19 protein-coding genes are annotated in these 17,339 nt (G+C 48.7%); 14 read left to right on the forward strand and 5 right to left on the reverse strand.

Annotated features, from left to right (window positions below; all coding sequences use genetic code 11):
• The first annotated feature begins 3 nt into the window (after positions 1-3).
• From WC052_00710 to WC052_00730, 5 genes are all read left to right on the forward strand, one after another.
• Entirely contained in the window at positions 4-1,023 is a 1,020-nt protein-coding gene (locus tag WC052_00710; GenBank protein MFA7286170.1) for a cyanophycin synthetase, read from the forward strand.
• 44 nt (positions 1,024-1,067) lie between these two features.
• Positions 1,068-1,694: an HAD family hydrolase gene (locus tag WC052_00715; GenBank protein ID MFA7286171.1), complete on the forward strand. Its 627-nt coding sequence runs from the start codon at positions 1,068-1,070 to the stop codon at positions 1,692-1,694.
• Positions 1,695-1,859: 165 nt separating this feature from the next.
• Entirely contained in the window at positions 1,860-2,330 is a 471-nt protein-coding gene (locus WC052_00720; GenBank protein MFA7286172.1) for a hypothetical protein, read from the forward strand.
• A 254-nt stretch (positions 2,331-2,584) separates the two neighbouring features.
• Positions 2,585-4,213, forward strand: coding sequence for a SulP family inorganic anion transporter (locus WC052_00725; protein MFA7286173.1), 1,629 nt, complete (start codon positions 2,585-2,587; stop codon positions 4,211-4,213).
• Between the two features lie 55 nt (positions 4,214-4,268).
• Positions 4,269-4,631 (forward strand): GFA family protein, encoded by a 363-nt coding sequence (locus WC052_00730; GenBank protein MFA7286174.1) that lies wholly within the window; start codon positions 4,269-4,271, stop codon positions 4,629-4,631.
• A 66-nt stretch (positions 4,632-4,697) separates the two neighbouring features.
• Here the strand turns inward: WC052_00730 and WC052_00735 are convergent, their stop codons facing one another.
• Positions 4,698-5,135 (reverse strand): hypothetical protein, encoded by a 438-nt coding sequence (locus tag WC052_00735; protein MFA7286175.1) that lies wholly within the window; start codon positions 5,133-5,135, stop codon positions 4,698-4,700.
• Between the two features lie 151 nt (positions 5,136-5,286).
• Between WC052_00735 and WC052_00740 the strand changes: the two genes are divergently transcribed.
• The gene (locus tag WC052_00740; protein MFA7286176.1) at positions 5,287-5,952 is read left to right on the forward strand and encodes a YdcF family protein; all 666 of its coding nucleotides are present in this window, start codon (positions 5,287-5,289) and stop codon (positions 5,950-5,952) included.
• Here the strand turns inward: WC052_00740 and WC052_00745 are convergent.
• Positions 5,945-7,309 carry an NAD-dependent succinate-semialdehyde dehydrogenase gene (locus tag WC052_00745; protein ID MFA7286177.1) on the reverse strand — a complete coding sequence of 455 codons (1,365 nt, stop codon included), beginning with the start codon at positions 7,307-7,309 and terminating at the stop codon, positions 5,945-5,947. The genes WC052_00740 and WC052_00745 overlap by 8 nt on opposite strands.
• Positions 7,310-7,313: 4 nt before the next feature.
• Complete coding sequence (locus tag WC052_00750; protein ID MFA7286178.1) at positions 7,314-8,948, reverse strand: acetolactate synthase large subunit; 1,635 nt, start codon at positions 8,946-8,948, stop codon at positions 7,314-7,316.
• Positions 8,949-9,123: 175 nt separating this feature from the next.
• Here WC052_00750 and WC052_00755 point away from each other — a divergent pair, with 175 nt between their 5' ends.
• The 3 genes from WC052_00755 (at position 9,124) to WC052_00765 (ending at position 11,257) form a co-directional block, all read left to right on the forward strand.
• Positions 9,124-10,134: an amidohydrolase family protein gene (locus tag WC052_00755; GenBank protein ID MFA7286179.1), complete on the forward strand. Its 1,011-nt coding sequence runs from the start codon at positions 9,124-9,126 to the stop codon at positions 10,132-10,134.
• A 138-nt stretch (positions 10,135-10,272) separates the two neighbouring features.
• The gene (locus WC052_00760) at positions 10,273-10,785 is read left to right on the forward strand and encodes a cytochrome b5 domain-containing protein (GenBank protein MFA7286180.1); all 513 of its coding nucleotides are present in this window, start codon (positions 10,273-10,275) and stop codon (positions 10,783-10,785) included.
• A 79-nt stretch (positions 10,786-10,864) separates the two neighbouring features.
• On the forward strand, positions 10,865-11,257 hold the full coding sequence (locus WC052_00765; protein MFA7286181.1) for a DUF977 family protein: 393 nt from the start codon (positions 10,865-10,867) through the stop codon (positions 11,255-11,257).
• Positions 11,258-11,267: 10 nt separating this feature from the next.
• On the opposite strand, the gene WC052_00770 is transcribed toward WC052_00765, so the two are convergent.
• Positions 11,268-12,500 (reverse strand): serine hydrolase, encoded by a 1,233-nt coding sequence (locus WC052_00770; protein ID MFA7286182.1) that lies wholly within the window; start codon positions 12,498-12,500, stop codon positions 11,268-11,270.
• A 78-nt stretch (positions 12,501-12,578) separates the two neighbouring features.
• On the opposite strand from WC052_00770, the gene WC052_00775 reads away from it, so the two are divergent.
• Positions 12,579-13,406 carry an inositol monophosphatase gene (locus tag WC052_00775; GenBank protein ID MFA7286183.1) on the forward strand — a complete coding sequence of 276 codons (828 nt, stop codon included), beginning with the start codon at positions 12,579-12,581 and terminating at the stop codon, positions 13,404-13,406.
• 126 nt (positions 13,407-13,532) lie between these two features.
• A complete protein-coding gene (locus WC052_00780) occupies positions 13,533-14,627 on the forward strand; it encodes a quinone-dependent dihydroorotate dehydrogenase (GenBank protein MFA7286184.1) in 1,095 nt (364 codons plus the stop codon).
• A gap of 168 nt (positions 14,628-14,795) precedes the next feature.
• Here the strand turns inward: WC052_00780 and WC052_00785 are convergent, their stop codons facing one another.
• Positions 14,796-15,296 (reverse strand): hypothetical protein, encoded by a 501-nt coding sequence (locus WC052_00785; protein ID MFA7286185.1) that lies wholly within the window; start codon positions 15,294-15,296, stop codon positions 14,796-14,798.
• A gap of 205 nt (positions 15,297-15,501) precedes the next feature.
• On the opposite strand from WC052_00785, the gene WC052_00790 reads away from it, so the two are divergent.
• From WC052_00790 to WC052_00800, 3 genes are all read left to right on the forward strand, one after another.
• The gene (locus tag WC052_00790; GenBank protein MFA7286186.1) at positions 15,502-15,693 is read left to right on the forward strand and encodes a hypothetical protein; all 192 of its coding nucleotides are present in this window, start codon (positions 15,502-15,504) and stop codon (positions 15,691-15,693) included.
• Between the two features lie 95 nt (positions 15,694-15,788).
• Positions 15,789-16,775, forward strand: coding sequence for a calcium/sodium antiporter (locus tag WC052_00795; GenBank protein MFA7286187.1), 987 nt, complete (start codon positions 15,789-15,791; stop codon positions 16,773-16,775).
• 9 nt (positions 16,776-16,784) lie between these two features.
• Positions 16,785-17,339 carry a hypothetical protein gene (locus tag WC052_00800; protein MFA7286188.1) on the forward strand — a complete coding sequence of 185 codons (555 nt, stop codon included), beginning with the start codon at positions 16,785-16,787 and terminating at the stop codon, positions 17,337-17,339.

Raw genomic sequence — 17,339 nt, forward strand, 5'->3', positions numbered from 1 at the left:
TATATGACAACGAAAAAACCATTTGCGCCGCTTCTCGGTCAGGTGTTGCAAAAAATTGCACCTCGCATTGGCGCAAAAGTTGTGATGGAGCCCGAGTGGAATGTTGTTGGGCAAATTATCTTTAAGAATGGTCGAAAGCGGTATTTTCGTTATTCCAGTCTTGACTTGAATTCTTTAGGTTCGTCTGAAGTAGCCAAAGATAAAGACTACGCTAATTTTTTTATGAAACGCATGGGGTACAAAATTATACCTCACAGCAAAACGTTTTACAGAGATGATTGGGGTAAGGCAATTGGTCAACCACGGCGGAACATTGCGGCGGCGCACAGGCATGCGCAGAAAATTGGTTTTCCTGTTGTGGTTAAACCAAACAGTGGTAGCCAGGGGTCTGGTGTGTCACTCGCGCACAATAAACAAGAATTTTATCGAGCCGTAAAAGCGGCGTTTACAAATGACCGCATTGTTCTTGTGCAGCCACAAGTGAAAGGGAAGGACTACCGTCTGGTGGTTCTCGATAAGCGAGTCATTTCTGCTTATGAACGGGAACCTATAAGCGTCGTTGGCAATGGAAAGGCAACCATCATGCAGCTTATAAAGCTAAAGCAGCAAGAGTTTATTCTTGCAGGCCGCGACACGCAACTAAGGCCACATGACCCACGTATAAAAGAAAAACTAAAGCGTGACGGCCTTACGTTTCGTTCAATTGTGCCGCGCGGCGAGCGCATTTATTTACTCAACAATGCAAACCTTTCAACGGGTGGAGATTCGGTAGACGTTACTGCTATTGTTCACCCGAGCTTCAAAAAGCTCGCAGTACAATTAACTAAAGACATGGGGCTCCGACTTTGTGGCGTTGACCTTATGGTACGAGGCGACATTACCCAAAAACCAAATGAGTATTGGATTCTAGAAATTAATTCTGCACCCGGCCTCGACCACTACGTGCAAACTGGTAAGGCTCAAGAAAAAATTGTTGAAGCGTTGTATCTCGAGGTTTTAAAAAGTATGGAAAAGAGTGGGTAATTTTTTAAACTTTCCAAGTTTTCACATTCGAGCCAGAATACAATATGTCTAAAAATATCATTCGTCATATCTGGTTTGATTTTAGCGGCACGCTCGCTTTTTTGAAGCTCGAGCGGCACAACCGCTTACGCTATGAGTCATATGCAAACGTCATGGGTAAGCCTGTAACCGAGGGCTTGATGAATGACTACGAGAAGCTGTTTAAGCAATGCAATGGTAGTAACGCAAGCGTTTTTCGTTCCCTGGGCCAGTCGTCTAATTTTTGGTCAGAACAGGTAAATAAGGTAGACCCAGTTGAACTCTATGAGCTTTCGGCAAGCAATGTGCCAGCCATTCTCAAGCAAATCAAGGAACATAGGGCAATTTCTCTTTTCTCAAATATTGAGGTAGTAAATATTTTGCCCGCATTAGGTATTGACCCGTTACTGTTCACGAATATTTTAAGTGCGGGCATGGTGAAAGAACCGAAACCTGCTTTGGACGGGTTTCATAAGCTAGTGGAATTAAGTGGAGTACCGGCAAACGAAATTTTATATATTGGTGACAGCGAGGTAAAGGATATTATGCCGGCGAAGGCAGTCGGAATGCAGACCGCTATGATGTGGCAGAAATCAGCTGCGGCGAATCATTCTTTTGAAAAATTTGAAGAGATTTTGGATTTCTTGGAGTAGCACCAGAAAGCATTAGTGTTGCTGCGACGAAGTATAGTACCTTGACGTTTTGAAGTTTTTTCATTAAGTTACCTTGTCCTTTTGCTAGGACAAGGTCTTTGAGAATCGATTATATTCACGTTCGCGAACAGCCACAGTTGCTGGTTCAGCAACATGGAGGGTGTCATGTCTGGATTCGAATGGCTTCTCGTTCTTTTGGTGGTCAAGCTGGTTGCGGTGACTTACTTCTTGGCGTCCGAGATGCTCAAGAAGTTCGGTTTCATGCAGCAGTTCATCGCGGTGTCGAACTGCGTCGTTACCTGGGAATGGCGGGCGGATGAGCCTGTTTTTGAGCCAGCAATGTGGAAGGTGATGATTTGCCATCCGGACTGTCGGCAATTCGGCGCCCTCATCGGGTTCAAGCTCAACATCCTCGGCTACACCGGGTTTGATTACTACGGCTATGTTCAGTCAGATGAACAGGGCAGAGCCGTTTTTTCAACTTGGCTTGGTCGAAAGCCGTGCACGTTCCAGTTCTTGGTGGGCATGGACGCGTCTGAGTTTCAGGTCGCTTCGATCTGCGAAGAAACTATCGGCGAGCCAGCTACAGCCCGGTTCCCACCCCACTGGTGGCAGCGCTTCAGTTTCTTCGCCTGAGACAGCGTCGAGACGAGGGCGATACAGTCGCAGAAGGCCCGGAGCTATCACGTTCCGGGCCTTCAATCGTTTTTAGGTCACAAATAAGGTGTCTTAACAAATAGCTAACGAAGGCTTACTATAAATGTACAAAGTTAGGGTGCCAAAATCTGTTACCGTCATTGACGCGTAAGGCGCTTTCTGTAAAGAAAGTGTACTTCTTTTTTATAGATACTTATTTTGGTCGGTCGTTTTGTTTGTAATTAGCTAACACAATGATAGAAATAATCAAAAAAAATTTAAAATCCGGCCTAACCGTTTCACTCATTTCTATTCCGCTCTCTGTGTCTCTGGCCGTTGCTTCAGGCGCGACACCAATTATTGGTATCATCACTGCTATTTGGGCTGGTCTGGTGGCCGCTTTGTTTGGGGGAAGTCACTTTAATATTATTGGTCCCACGGGCGCGCTCTCTGGTGTGGTGGCGACATATGTCATTTTGCATGGGCTTGATGGGTTGCCAATGCTCACCATTCTTGCAGGTGCTTTTATTGTTGCTGCATACCTTCTCAAGTTAGAGCGATACCTCATTCTAATTCCGTCGAGCGTCATTCATGGCTTTACGTTGGGCGTTGCTTTTATCATTGGTCTTGGGCAATTAAATTTTGCTCTTGGATTACGTGCAATTTCACAGCACGAGACTTTTTTTGCCAATATCACCGAATCGCTCCGTCATCTTGGCGACATTTCTTGGCCAACTTTCGGTGTCTTCTCGTTGTTTTTATTAGGGCTTTTACTTTTTAAAAAAATAACTCCAGCACTGCCGGGCGCTATTGTGCTGGCGCCGGTTGGCATTGTGCTGGGGTACTTAAGTCAGACAGGCTTTGTTTCTATCCAGCTGCAAACGCTTGGTGAAAAATTTGGCGCTATCGGTTTTCATTTTTTTGAAATGCCACACCTCGCTTTTTCTTTTTTTATGGTGCAAACGGCCGCTGTGGTTGCGCTTATTGCCATTTTGGAAACTATGCTGTCTGCCAAGATTGCCGATGGTATGACAGGAACGAAACACGACCAGCGGAAGGAAATGTTCGGTCTGGGGCTTGCTAATATCGTGTCTGGTCTTGTTGGTGGTATGCCAGCTACGGCAGCGTTAGCCAGAACTTCACTGAATATTAAAACGGGCGCGACAAATCGAGCCTCGGCAATCATTAGTGTTGTCAGTGTTGCTATTATCTCGCTTTTATTTCTTGGGTACTTTAAGTACATTCCCTTAGCTGTCATTGCGGCAATTTTGGTGTTCGTTGCGATGCAGATGGTGGAGGCAGAGCATTATGAGAAGCTGTGGCGATACGAACGGTCTGGGTTTTATATTTCTTTTGCAGTTGCGACAGCAACAATCATTATTGACCCCATTGTAGGCATTCTTTTAGGCGCTTCAATTTCGTTACTACTGTTTGTAGATACAATTTCTCGGGGCCATTTTGATCTTTCTGTTGGTACAGCAGACGAGGGGCTAGTTGATTCAGATGCGGGGGTAACTTTGAAAGAAATTAAAGAGGACACCGGCGTTTTACTGTATTCGTTTCGAGGAAAGTTATGCTACATCAACAGTAGCGCTCATGTGAGTCGTTTTGAACAGAATCTAAAAAAATATAAATCTGTCATTTTGCGATTACGGGAAGTTTACTTCATTGATACTGATGGGGTAGAAGCCTTGGATGAGATTATTTCAATTGTTGAGTCGAGAGGCCAGCAAGTGCTTATAGCAAGCGTTGATCAGAGCGCGCTTTACTTACTTGAGCAATTATCGCAGGGATATCGATTGCTAAAAGCAAAAGGATTGGTTTTTAATAAAACAGAGCATGCTTTGCGTTTCTTGGGCATACCAACACATCATAAAGATTAAATGAGATCGGTTATAGCGCTTGCTGTATTGGTAGCCAAACGGTATTTTGAAATATATGAACAATAGTATGGATATATATAAAGGCCATTGTCATTGTGGCGCTGTTACGTTTACTGTCGAAGCTGATTTAGAAAAATCAATTACTTGCAATTGCTCGCGATGTGAGGCGTTGGGGTTAATCTTGACGTTTGTACCAGCGGCGCAATTCACGTTATTGTCCGGGGAAGAAAATTTAACAAAGTATCACTTCAATAAGAAAACAATCGACCATTTGTTTTGTGCAACGTGCGGGGTTGAATCATTTGCAAGGGCTACAAATAAGGCCGGCGTCGCAACTGTTGCCATAAATATTCGCTGCCTTGATAATGTCGACCTGTCGGCGTTAAAGCCCACAGCAGTAGACGGTAAAAATTGGTAGTCAGTTTTCTTCCCAACCCCTCTCTGTTAGCGTTGCTACTGAGAGGGGTTGGAGTTCGGCGCTTTTTTATGTGATCATGGCCCTGATTTTCGCCGCCGTTATTGCGATCACAAATCGTGCCAGTTCCTTATGGTCATCGACGTCAAAGGGGAAGACTTGAATGATTCTTCCGCCGTTTACCAGGGTGACATCCAGAACGGTATAGCGACAGCGACGGTGAACTTCACGATAGATCACCGCACACAAAGCTATCCAACCGATTAACATCGCTAACGCTGCAGTGATTGCCCAGGTTTGGTAAGTCTCAAAGACAATCACTGCTCCAATCACCGCGATGGTAATCCTGTCTTCAGTGGATACCGTGGCGGAGCGGACTCCCAACCTGCCGCGTTCGATGTCTTCGGCGTAGAAGTTGACGGTGTTGCCGTCAGCAGTAATACTGGCACGTGTGTCGTTGAGCGAGATGGTCGCCCCGGCCTTGAGGGTAGAAGCGAAATTAGCCATGGCAGATACCTCCTCCTGCCTTTCAAATTTTCAAAGAGGGCCATAGTTTATCGATGACAGAGAGGATTGTCAATTACGCATTTGTTCCATTAGTACTCTTCACGTATATTCAATTCACCATACTAAAATTCTTTTTTACATATTAGTTTCTATGGATACTCGAGATGCTGCACGTGTTGATGTACTTACGAATTGTATTTGGAATTACCACTTGCTTCATCAGGAATTGCAGCCTGCCGATTGCATTATAGTGCTCGGCAGTCACGATACGCGCGTTGCTGAATACGCTGCCAAACTTTTCCTCGATGGCTGGGCGCCGCTAATTGTTACCTCGGGTGGCTTCGGTCGTTTGACGAAAGATATTTGGAGTGTCAGCGAAGCAGAAACTTTTGCGGCTGTCATTCGTGGGTTGGGTGTGCCAAGTGACAACATTCTTATTGAAAACGATTCAACCAATACTGGTGAAAATATTTCTTTCAGCAGGGCACTCCTTCAATCGAAGGGCTTAATGCCCATGCGCGTTATCGCTGTGCAGAAACCTTATATGGAACGACGTGCTTATGCGACGTTTCAAAAGATATGGCCAGAGGTAGAAGTTATAGTAACGTCGCCACCAATTGCATTTGCAGATTATCCGACGAAGTTTCGCTCTAAAGAAGAAATTATCAATATTGTGGTGGGGGACTTGCAGCGCATCAAAGTATACGCAAAGCGAGGATATGCAATTCCTCAGGAAATACCAGCTACTGTATGGGAGGCGTATGAAACGCTAGTGGCCATGGGGTACACAAGTCACCTTATTGCGGATGCTACTTAATCCAAACCGTTTTGATATTTGTAAATTCCTTTAAGCCGTAACTAGAGAGTTCTCGTCCATAACCAGATGCGTTGGTGCCACCAAATGGCAGGCGCGCATCTGATTTTACAATGCCATTTATAAATACGGCTCCAGCGTTTATTTGCGCCGCTATTTTTTCAGCTGCAGCGGTGTCTTTGGTCCAGATACTGGCACCAAGGCCAAAACGGGTGTCGTTTGCAATACGCACTGCATCGGCGGCGTCGGTGGCTCGAATGACGCTTGCCACTGGGCCAAAGAGTTCTTCGTCATATGCCGGCATACCTGGCGTTACCCGCGTGAGTATGGTTGGCGGAAAATAGTTACCAGGTTGGTTTAAAGGTTGTCCGCCCGTTACCAGAACAGCACCCTTTGCGACAGATTCATTTACTTGCCTAGTTAGTTCTTCTACTGCGCTAGCATTCACAAGAGGGCCAAGCGTTGTTTCGCTAAGCATCGGGTCCCCAATGACAGCATTTTTGACCGCAGTGGTGAAAGCCAAAAGAAACTGTTCATACACCGCATCCACAACGATAAAGCGTTTGGCGGCAATACAACTTTGGCCGTTGTTGAGGAGTCGTGCTTTAGCGGCCCATGTTGCCGTTTCTTCAATCGGAGCGTCGGCCAGAACAATGAAGGCGTCACTGCCGCCAAGTTCGAGCACGCTTTTTTTAACAAGTGAGCTGGCTAGTGCCGCCACCTTGGTTCCAGCTACCTCGCTACCAGTCAGTGTGATTGCTTTTACAGCCTCGTGCTGCACTACTCGCTCGACCATTGACGCTGGTATGGGAAGGTTTTGAAAAACACCTTTCGGAAATCCGGCCTCAATGAATAGTGCTTCAATAGCCGCCGCGCATTGCTGAACGTTTGAAGCGTGTTTTAATACCCCAACGTTGCCTGCCATGACTGCTGGCGCGGCAAAACGCATAACCTGCCAGTAGGGGAAATTCCAAGGCATAACAGCCAAAACAACACCGATTGCATCAAATCGCACATAGCTTTTGTCGGCGTCGGTCACGACAAGTTCGGTTTGCAAAATTCGCTCCCCCATGTCGGCGTAGTAATCGCACACCATGGCACATTTTTTAACTTCCGCTATAGCCTCACTAATTGGCTTTCCCATTTCACGGGTTGCGAGCGTAGCAAGCTCAGCAGCGTTTGTAATGAATAAGGCACCAAGTTTTTTTAGAAGTGCGGAGCGTTCCTGCAGTGTTGTTTTTTGCCAGCTTACGAAAGCGTCATTGGCACGTTGCAGTGAGTCGCTCAGCTCAGTTTGTGTGAGCTCGACGGTTTCGTGAAATACTTCTCCAGTGGCAGGATTAGTTGAGCGGAGTGTCATAGTGTTAGCACGTCATTGAATAGAGTTCGTCGGTCAGCACTTTTTGATTGTGCGAATAGTCGATTGGCACCTCAATTAAATGAACCCCGCCTGCTGCGAAAGCATTTGTAATTGCTACTTGAAGTGCTTCGGCACTTTCAACTTTGAGCCCAGTGGCACCAAAACTCGTTGCGAGAACAGGGAAGTCTGGGTTACTAAAACTGAGCCCAAAGTCTGGGAGCTGCATGCCGTGTTGTTTCCATTGAATCATCCCAAAGCCATTGTCGTTCAAAATAAGGATAACCAGGTTTAGTTTTAAGCGAACAGCTGTTTCCATTTCTTGGGCATTCATCATAAATCCACCATCGCCACATGCGGCCAACACTTTTTTTTCTGGGTTAAGGAGCGCGGCGGCAATGGCTGAAGGAAGGCCAGCGCCCATTGTGGCGAGTGCATTATCAAGCAGCAGCGTGTTTGGTGAGTACGTCGTGAAGGCACGAGCAAACCATAATTTATACATACCGTTGTCGAGGCAGAGGATGCCGTCGTCAGGTAGCGCCTTTCGAACGTCGTGAACAATGCGCTGTGGCGCCAGTGGGAATGTGTCGATAGCAACGTCACGGGTAATATGTTCTTGAAGTTTATTTCGGGCTCGCTCGAAGCGGGTGAAATCCCACTGTGGTTGTGGCTGCAGCTTTTCTTTAATTTGCCAAATGGAATTTGCTATGTCGCCAATAACTTCGATTTGGGGAAAGTACACAGGGTCAATGGTGGCTGGGCTAAAGTTAATATGAATAACTTTTGCGCCGTCCACAGTCATTAAGAATGGTGGCTTTTCAACAACATCGTGACCAACGTTAATGATAAGGTCGGCCGCGCTAACAGCGCAGTGCACATGGTCGCCAGCTGATAGGGCAGCAGTGCCGATATATTTTTCGTGCCGTTCATCGACAACGCCTTTTCCGAGCTGCGTGCAAAGGAATGGAATACCAGTTGCATCAATAAATTCGCGCAACATTTTAGCGGTTAGTTTTCGGTTTGCTCCCGCTCCTATAAGCAGTAGCGGATGCTTGGCTTCGGCAATTGCCGCCACTGCATTCTTGATTGCCTTTCCTTCGGCTATTGGTCGCCGAATAGGGTTTACTGGCAAAGGTTCTATTTGAACTGTTTCAGCTGCGATATCTTCCGGTAATTCTAAATGCACAGCCCCAGGTCGTTCCTCTTCTGCGGTTCGAAATGCTTGGCGTACTAATGCTGGAATAGTGGCACTATCAATTATTTGATGGGTGAATTTTGTAACCGGCTGCATGACAGAAACAGTATTGACCATTTGAAACGCACCCTGCTTGTTTTGCTTGACTGGTTTTTGACCAGTAATAAATAGCGCTGGCATGCCGCCAAGATTTGCGTAGGCCGCCGCGGTGATAAAGTTGGTAGCACCCGGCCCGAGGGTAGAGAGGGCTACACCTGATTTACCAGTTAGTCGGCCAATGGTTGCTGCCATGAAACCTGCAGCTTGTTCGTTTCGTGTTGGGATAAAAGTAACTTTTGCTGTACGAAGCGCTTCAAGCAAATGCAGATTTTCTTCACCAGGCACACCAAAGACGTATTGCACGCCCTCATTCTCGAGGCACTTAATGAAGAGTTTAGCTGCGGTCATAGGTGCCTCCTATAATACGGCTTTTTTGCCATTAGCGGCTAGTATTAAAAGGAGTGTTGCCCGAGTCAGTTACCTTGACGTTGGAGCTCATTGAGGAGTAAGTTTCGTGCGATCCGCGAGAAGCGGAAATTGAAAACTTGACGGTTCGGAGGCAAGAACAATGTTAAGTCTAGCAATGCGGGTATGGGATGACTTCCATGTCCATCTTCGATACATCAATGGGCTGCTTCCTGTGGTGCTGCCTTATACGGCAGCCTACTGCCAGAGAGGTCTGGTGATGCCGAACACCGACCCAGCCATAGCAGACCATCTCATGGCGGCACGCTATGGAAAGGCCATTCGTGACCTGGCACCCGGGTTTACGCCGCTCTTATCGTTGAAGCTGCTGCCGACGACCACGTGGGAGACCATTTCGTACGCAGCACGGGCTGGCGTTACGGCGGTAAAGCTTTACCCTAAAGGTCCGGGTGGAACGACCGGTGCACAAGCTTCGGGGGTCGACATTAACGACCTTGAGGCCTACGACTCGGTTTTTGAGGCCATGCAGCAGTTCGATCTGGTTCTCTGCGTGCACGGTGAAGTGCCGTGGGTAGAACCGGAATTCGGCGAGCGAGCATTCTTGCCGATTATGGACTATCTTGTCGAGCGCTATCCGCGCCTGCGGATTGTGTTCGAGCACGTCTCGAGTGAAGATGGTGTTCGTTGGGTGGAGCGGGCGCCAAAAACGGTTGCGGCAACAGTAACGCCGCATCACCCCATTCTGACGGCTGCGGACATCCTCGACGGACCGCACCACTGCTGTAAGCCGCCGCTCAAAGGGGCGGAGCATCGCGCGGCAATTCGTGGGGCGATGTTTTCGGGTAACCCGAAGTTCTTTTTCGGGTCAGACTCGGCGCCACATCCTGACGAGGCAAAGAAGGCCATTCCACCGGCGAATGGCCAGTTCAATGCACCGGTGGCACCTGGACTTCTCATGGAAGAATTCGTCCGCGAGTTCGGGGACGTTCGGGTAGCTATTGGACGCCTCGAGTCGTTCACGTCCGAGTTCGGAGCCGATTTCTATAGGCTTGAACGAAATACCGGTAAGATCTGGTTGAAAAACGAGCCATGGGTGGTGCCCATGAACTATCACGGCATCACGCCGATGTGTCCTGGTCGGACGGTTGGCTGGCAGTTGGCGGCGTAGGTTGCGAGGCGAATGGTCGGTGCTGCAAAAGGGGATGCAGCACCGACCAAAAGACTTGAAATTCTTTTTTAATTTTTTTGTAGTAATATAGAAGTGTACAAATTGGGCATATGCCCAATTTATTTAATAGGATTATTTATGAATAAGAAAATCTGGCTTGGTGTGGGGCTTGTTACTCTCGTGTTAGCAGGGGGTCTGGCAGTGGTAAAGCAACGGCAAATGGCATACCGAGGAGAAGATGCAGTTGCAACAGATGACGTTCGAGTGGGTAAACCTTTCGACGACGAAAACGAACCATTTGAAGTGTCTGATGAGGATGAAGAGCAAGGTGAGGATAGCGAAAAGGAGACAGGGGAAGGGTCTACCACGCCTGTTGACACCACTATTCCTCCAGACCAAGCATCTGCTCCGAAGGTTGCTGGCTACACTTTGACAGACGTAGCCACACACAGCACAAAGGAAAATTGCTGGTCAGCAGTTAATGGCAACGTGTACGACCTTACCAGTTGGGTTCCGAAGCACCCGGGTGGTGATGCTGCTATAGCGCAAATTTGTGGAAAAGATGGTTCCGCTTTATTCGCTGGTCAACATGGCGGCGCAGCAAAGCAGGCTTCAATTCTCGCAACATTTAAAATCGGCGTTCTTCAGTAAGTAACGGCGTAGTTATAAAACCATCCCGCCGTGTGTCGGGGTGGTTTTATTTTCTGAGTGGCAGCGGTAGAATCTATGTATGGATACAAAGCCAACAACGAACGCAACCGGCTTACCTTCGCGTGAACAAACGGAAGCAGCCGCCAAACGAGCTGCGGCCATGCCGCCAAAGCCCATAGCACCACCAGTTATTCTTCCTGTCGTTGTACCTGTTCCAGCAACACCGAAACCTACACTACTCAAGCGACTCATCACCATTGTTCAGTTTCGGAAACAGCAGCGGAAAGAGCGAATGGTACTATTGGCAGAAGAATTAAAATCGATAACAACCGAAGACGTTCGCCGACGTATTCGTATTACTAAAGTGACTGCTCGAAAATATCTTGAAGAGCTGGTACGAGAAGGTCGCCTAACGCGTCAAGGGAAGAAAGGTTCGTATACGTATTATTCCGTGACGGTAGGGAATAGTTGAGGTGATTTGATTAAAGCTGTTTGGTGAGCTGAGTTAAAATAGTATTTCGTTCGGTCATGCTTCGGGCGTGCATGATGACAATGATGCTGCCGTTAACTTTCAAAGAAACACAACGCTGGGCTTCAACAAGAAAGCCTGTTTTTGCGGCTTCTGCGCCGTACGTACGCAGACTGTAATTTCTGTCAGCAACTGTAATTTTTCGTGACGGTGCATTTTGGGTATTGATGATGTACGTGCCGGTGTTGCTCGGTGCGGCAATGTCGGCATTCGCAAATGCCGCCTCAGCAATGAGTGCCATTTCATACGGGGTTGTTACATTTTCTGCGCTGAGTCCTGTTGGGTCGAAAAATTCACTTTGGGTTAACCCTAGCTGTTTGATTTTTGCATTCATGGCGGCAATAAATTCATTCCGCGTCAGGCCGGAGCTGTCAACGAGCGCAATGGTGGCTTGGTTTGATGAAGCAATCAGCATGGCCCACCATAAATCACGCTTGGTAAGAACGTCACCAACCTTTAAATTCACTTCGCTTGTTGTGTCGTCGCCAACAACAGAGATTGGATAGCTGAGGTGAAACTGCGTTACTGCCACTGTGTCGTCCCACTTACTTGCAATGCCGTGGTCTATTAAAACAAGGGCTGTTAGCAACTTTGTCATTGAAGCCGGCGGCAAGCGGTGCTGCGCGTCGCTGCCAGTCAGAAGTGTCCCGTTTACCACCTTTGCATACGCAACACTGTTGAACGCTGTGTCAGGCACGAGTTGATTCGGTGAGGTTGGGATAGTAGCGAGGTCAGTGTTTTTAATACCTAATGCTTTGGCACGCATGAGCTCGTACGCCGCTGTGCCGTCTTTGAGATAGGTGCGGCGACCATCCAGCGGGTTTACGTACCACGCTTCGCCGTTCTGCTCGACGTCTAAAAGTATTCGCCCAGCCAAGCGCGAGCCGAGGATAGTTTGGCGTGTGGGTTCTGTGTCTGTTGGGATAGTTGCGAGGTTACTGGACGAAATGCCAAGGCCAAGTGTACGCATTAATTGGTAGGCGGTTTCGCCATTTTTTAGGTAGTAGCGAGTGCTCGTAAGCGGTTCTATGTACCACGCACGGCCGTAGCTTTCGACCTGCAACACAATTCGACCAGCGAGGCGGACGTTGAGCGGTACACTAGATGGTGCGGCCGCATGGACAGAGGTGGCAGGAAAAGTTAAAAAAAGTAGTACGCTTAAAAATAGAAGTTTCTTTTTCATCATAGGAATACAGTATACTGCTGTAAGTAAGCAATACGCTATACGCTGTATGCTATACGGAATAAATTGAACGTTGAGCATATGAAAGCATACAAAAAAGAGTTAGAAGTGTGTTTTAGTTTGGTGCCATATTTGCACCGAACACTGCTCAGGCATTACAAACGTGGTGTACGAGGATTAGCATATAAACCGAATGGCAGCGAAGTAACGGCAACTGATCACGCCCTTGAGCGAACGGTTACGAAAGTGTTGCGGCAGCACTTTCCAAAGGATCAAATAAACGGTGAAGAATTTGGCGTTACTGGCGGCAATTCAAAAAGGGTGTGGGTGATTGACCCCTTAGACGGCACGGCACAGTTCGTGGCCGGTACGGGAAATTTTTGCAGCATGATTGGACTGGTTGAGAATGGTCAGCCAGTGCTTGGGTTCATTCATTTACCAAACAGCAACGAAACGTATTATGCCACCCGTGGCGGCGGGGCATACATGCGAAAGAGGGGAGTAACAAGAAAATTGGCTCTGCGACAGGTGCCCGACATAGAGGTAGCAAGATTTAGCGGGCCGAGTGACTGGAATAAAGCCACTATACTTCGGCAAAAGGTTGCAAAAGCGATAGGGTTACCACAGTCACATTATCGTGCCATTGGGAGCATTGGGGTTGAGCACTGTATGGTGGCCAGCCATCAACTGGACGTTGTTCTTACAACTCACCCACAGCTTGGCCCGTGGGACGTTGTGCCGTGTGAGGTAATTATTACTGAAGCGGGTGGAACGGTAACTGATTTGTCGGGCAAGGTAGTGCGGCCCAACGGAACAGCGCGTGTATATAATCGCGGCATTCTTTCCACTTCGACTATAGTACATAAACAAATTTTGAAACGATTACGAAAAGCAGGCTATAAGCAGTAGTTTGTTTTAATGCTTGACCACTTCAAGCAGGAGCAGTAAGGTTTGCACGATTCGAAATATAACTACGCCTTGCAGTTGCAGCGTAGAGATGCCGCTCTAACGAGAGCGTTCAATGGAGGACGGATCATGGATCGTTTACAAATCGGTGACTGGCTATGGCGAAGGGTGGTGCAGCCGAGGTTGTTCGCATGTGACGCGGAAGAAGCACACGCGCGAACCATTGAGTTGCTGCAGCGAATGCAAGATTCGCGTCAGCTTTGGCTGCTCCGTGCACTCTACCAGAGTCCGCACGTGGACCAACCGGTAAACATCGGCGGCGCGCAGTGGCGGTGTCCGGTCGGCGTTGCCGCTGGGTTAGACAAGCAGGGTGAAGTCGTCCCGGCGCTTGATGCGCTGGGGGTTGGTGCCATCGAGGTCGGCACTGTCGTGCCAGAGCAACAAGACGGCAACCCGAGGCCGCGGGTGTTTCGCTACCCGCAGTTTCGGGCGTTGACAAACAGGTACGGCTTCAACTCCGTGGGTGTGGAGCAGTTCGCGTTGAATCTGCAGAAGGGAATGCGTTGCAATCCCAAGGCTTCAATTGGGGTGTCGATTGGGAAGAACAAGGCGACGCCCGATGATCGAGCCATTGACGACTATGTCAAAGTTCTGGCTCATATCTTGCCGCTGCTGCGCGAGGGCGACTACATCGTTGTGAACATTTCGAGCCCGAACACGCCTGGGCTGCGAGATATCTTCTTGCGCTTGTATTCATTTCTCGGTCAGTTCATGGACCAGGCCGAGCAAGTTGCATTTCAGTTGGGGGTACGTATGCCGCCGGTGCACTTGAAACTACCACCTGACTGGGCTGGCGACATGGCGGCTGATGTCGAGGCGGCAGTGATGGCAGCGGCCAAGTCGGGGATTCGTGCTATTCAGGCAACCAACACGACCACAGACGAAGCCATGAAGCGGCGGTTGGGTATCATCGAAGCTGGTGGCCTATCGGGGGCACCACTGCTCGAGCCTTCGAATCGCGTGCTCGAGGTTTGCGCCTATGTCAGGCGGAGGCACGCCCTGGATATTGGGCTGGTCGGGATTGGCGGCGTTGAATCGGGGAGCATCGCGCTTGCCAAGATTGGGCTCGGTGCGGACGCTGTGCAGCTTTACAGCGGGTTGGTCTACCGTGGTCCGGGCTTGGTGCATGAGATTCTGAAGGCTTTCGCTCGTCGGGTAGGCTAGTTTGGGTGTGGTATGCGGGGGCGGTCGTTTGGAGGAACGACTGCCCCTAGTTTTTTTAAAATAAAAAAACCGCCCATCGGCGGATTTGTAGCAAAATTTTTTAGGTAGTGGGGAAGGCGGTAAGACCTTCCCGCGGAAAACTTTTTCCTGCTTACCCAGGTTTTTGATTCACCTCCTGCGGATGCTGATTCCGGTCGGTATCGGGCCTTTGCCGGGAATCTCCGGCTGTTCGCTGCCAGTTTCGCCTTCGTGACATTCGACCCTGAAGAGCTCCCCCGTACTTTCACGGAAGACGACAACAATCCAGTTGCCGTAGTTCTCGCTGTTGAAGTCGCACGCGTAGCAGTCATCGGCCTGGACGCTGTGGGGGTTAATCCACGGAATGTCTTCCAGGTCGACGATCAGTTCCTCGCCTTTCTTGAACCGTGGCGGAACTTCCGTGGCGTAGGCCCACCGTTTGGCCTTCTGCCGGCCGCCGTGCCCGTTTGCGACCGTGAACGCGATACGGTCGTCCTTCATGGGCACCTTCATCGACCGAGCGCGCGGGGCTTCGGGGTGCCGGTAATCGTTCTCGTGGAAGAAGATTTGTTCCACTTCTCCCGTGACCCGCACGAACCCGAAGCGTTTGTCGGTGCGGTCGTCAAAGCGCACAATGGTGCCGTACCTCATTTCACTCTCCTTGTCCTGGTTGGTTGTGGTTTGCCTTCCTGTTCCTCTAATACTCCCCAAAAAGGACTCAGCAATGTAGCAATAAATTGCTGCCATGTCAATGGTTCCTCGTTTGACAATTACTCAGTAAACCTGTACCTTTCTTCTATCGAAACGCCCCAACCGGCGTTTTCGTGTATTTCCGAGAGAAGGAGAAAGATAACGGATGGATGAGTTGGATGGAGTCGTTGACGAAGACGACAGTGTGAGTCTGCTTGATGAAGTAACTGAGGCGCATTTGCGGCACCCCCTCGCTCGCGAGGTTTTCGACAGGTGCCACATGCGCATTGCAGTTGGCCCCGGCAGGTGGCGGATACCGCGCCCGGTGGCAGAGACCATCAAGGCCTGCGGCCAGTAGCTGACCACAGTCAATGGTAACATGGGGGTCCGCACGCAATGCCGTCGCGGACCCTCACTTCTTCTGCTATACTTTCTGAAACTTATAGAAAAGCCATGATTTATTTTTGGATACTCGTGTTTGTGCTGTCAGTAGGTGCGCTCATAAAAGGTGCTGACTGGTTTACGGTGAGCGCTGAGCGAATCGGACTTGCGCTGGGGCTCACCCCGTTTATTGTTGGTGTTACAATTGTCGGCGCCGGAACATCGTTTCCAGAACTCATTTCATCTATGGCCGGTGCGCTGCGCGGTGTAACTGATATTGTTGCCGCAAATGTGATTGGTTCAAATATTGCTAACATTTTGCTCATTGTTGGATTGGCGTCTGTCTTTGCCAAGAAATTGACTGTCTCAAAAAATCTCATTGATTTAGATATACCGCTTTTGGCAGCCAGCACCGCCTTGCTGTTAGGCGTGGTCTGGGACCAAACAGTAACGTTTGGCGAGGGAGTGCTGCTTGTGATTGTCTACTGTGTATACTTAACGTATACCGTTGTTCACGTTGATGACGAGGTAGAGGTGGCAGTGCTGCCGTCGAGAGTGACCCGACGGGAACACATTGTGCAGCCGCAGCAACTTGTTACAGTCCGCCCGACATTACGGTTTTTTGATATCGGGATGCTCGTTCTTGGCCTGCTTGTACTTATTGTGAGCGCCAAGTACTTAATCGATTCACTTATTGCGCTTTCGTCTCTCACTGGCATTGCGGTTGGTGTTATTTCAATTACGGCTGTGGCGGTAGGCACATCACTTCCAGAGCTCATCGTTTCGTTGCGTGCGGCGATGCGTGGTAAAACAGAGGTTGCCCTTGGTAATATTTTTGGTTCAAACGTATTTAATGGGCTTATTGTTCTTGGATTCCCTGGTTTGTTCCGTCAGCTACACGTTGATGATCAGACGTTTATGATTGGTGTGCCGACGTTAATCGTTGCGACACTGCTTTTTGTTATTTCCGGTATCTCACGCAGAATTCATATGTGGGAAGGTGCCTTTTTTGTTGCTATCTACGTGCTTTTTGTGTCAAAACTCTTTGGCTGGCTGTAAAAGAAACGAATGTTTTTTCACCGGTATCACTGGCAGTATAAAAATACAACATTGCTTGTGGCAAGTTTAGTGCTTCTGTTCCTCTTTATCGACACACCTGCAGTAACGGTATTTATACAGCGATTGAATTCATACGGTGAGCTTGGTGCGTTCATCACCGGCATTTTTTTTGTTTCTACATTTACCGTGGCGCCAGCAGTGATTGTTCTCTATAACCTTCTCGATGTTTTGCAGCCACTAGAAGTCGCCCTCTTTGCGGGCATAGGCAGCGTTGTCGGGGATTACATAATTTTTCGTTTCTTTAAAGATCACATTCTTGAAGAGTTGGCACCACTTTTCCTCCGTTTCGGCGGTACTCATTTTTCTCGACTCATGGCAACGCCGTACTTCGGTTGGCTCGCCCCTGTGGTTGGTGCACTCGTCATTGCCTCACCCTTGCCAGATGAACTGGGCATTACGTTACTTGGCATAGCTCGACTACGGAATTGGCAGTTCGTTGTATTGTCGTTCATCTTCAATTTTGCTGGTATTTTTGCTATAGTAAGTCTGCACGAACTTATTTAA

The organism is Patescibacteria group bacterium, assembly GCA_041675205.1.
In the GTDB taxonomy this organism is placed as follows: domain Bacteria; phylum Patescibacteriota; class Patescibacteriia; order GWA2-46-9; family GWA2-46-9; genus JBAYUF01.

Excerpts from the sequence above, each read along its gene's own strand:
- WC052_00710 (MFA7286170.1), top strand. The coding sequence starts at position 4 with ATGACAACGAAAAAACCATTTGCGCCGCTTCTCGGTCAGGTGTTGCAA.
- WC052_00715 (MFA7286171.1), top strand. The coding sequence starts at position 1,068 with ATGTCTAAAAATATCATTCGTCATATCTGGTTTGATTTTAGCGGCACG.
- WC052_00720 (MFA7286172.1), top strand. The coding sequence starts at position 1,860 with ATGTCTGGATTCGAATGGCTTCTCGTTCTTTTGGTGGTCAAGCTGGTT.
- WC052_00725 (MFA7286173.1), top strand. The coding sequence starts at position 2,585 with ATGATAGAAATAATCAAAAAAAATTTAAAATCCGGCCTAACCGTTTCA.
- WC052_00730 (MFA7286174.1), top strand. The coding sequence starts at position 4,269 with ATGAACAATAGTATGGATATATATAAAGGCCATTGTCATTGTGGCGCT.
- WC052_00735 (MFA7286175.1), bottom strand. The coding sequence starts at position 5,135 with ATGGCTAATTTCGCTTCTACCCTCAAGGCCGGGGCGACCATCTCGCTC.
- WC052_00740 (MFA7286176.1), top strand. The coding sequence starts at position 5,287 with ATGGATACTCGAGATGCTGCACGTGTTGATGTACTTACGAATTGTATT.
- WC052_00745 (MFA7286177.1), bottom strand. The coding sequence starts at position 7,309 with ATGACACTCCGCTCAACTAATCCTGCCACTGGAGAAGTATTTCACGAA.
- WC052_00750 (MFA7286178.1), bottom strand. The coding sequence starts at position 8,948 with ATGACCGCAGCTAAACTCTTCATTAAGTGCCTCGAGAATGAGGGCGTG.
- WC052_00755 (MFA7286179.1), top strand. The coding sequence starts at position 9,124 with ATGCGGGTATGGGATGACTTCCATGTCCATCTTCGATACATCAATGGG.
- WC052_00760 (MFA7286180.1), top strand. The coding sequence starts at position 10,273 with ATGAATAAGAAAATCTGGCTTGGTGTGGGGCTTGTTACTCTCGTGTTA.
- WC052_00765 (MFA7286181.1), top strand. The coding sequence starts at position 10,865 with ATGGATACAAAGCCAACAACGAACGCAACCGGCTTACCTTCGCGTGAA.
- WC052_00770 (MFA7286182.1), bottom strand. The coding sequence starts at position 12,500 with ATGATGAAAAAGAAACTTCTATTTTTAAGCGTACTACTTTTTTTAACT.
- WC052_00775 (MFA7286183.1), top strand. The coding sequence starts at position 12,579 with ATGAAAGCATACAAAAAAGAGTTAGAAGTGTGTTTTAGTTTGGTGCCA.
- WC052_00780 (MFA7286184.1), top strand. The coding sequence starts at position 13,533 with ATGGATCGTTTACAAATCGGTGACTGGCTATGGCGAAGGGTGGTGCAG.
- WC052_00785 (MFA7286185.1), bottom strand. The coding sequence starts at position 15,296 with ATGAGGTACGGCACCATTGTGCGCTTTGACGACCGCACCGACAAACGC.
- WC052_00790 (MFA7286186.1), top strand. The coding sequence starts at position 15,502 with ATGGATGAGTTGGATGGAGTCGTTGACGAAGACGACAGTGTGAGTCTG.
- WC052_00795 (MFA7286187.1), top strand. The coding sequence starts at position 15,789 with ATGATTTATTTTTGGATACTCGTGTTTGTGCTGTCAGTAGGTGCGCTC.
- WC052_00800 (MFA7286188.1), top strand. The coding sequence starts at position 16,785 with ATGTTTTTTCACCGGTATCACTGGCAGTATAAAAATACAACATTGCTT.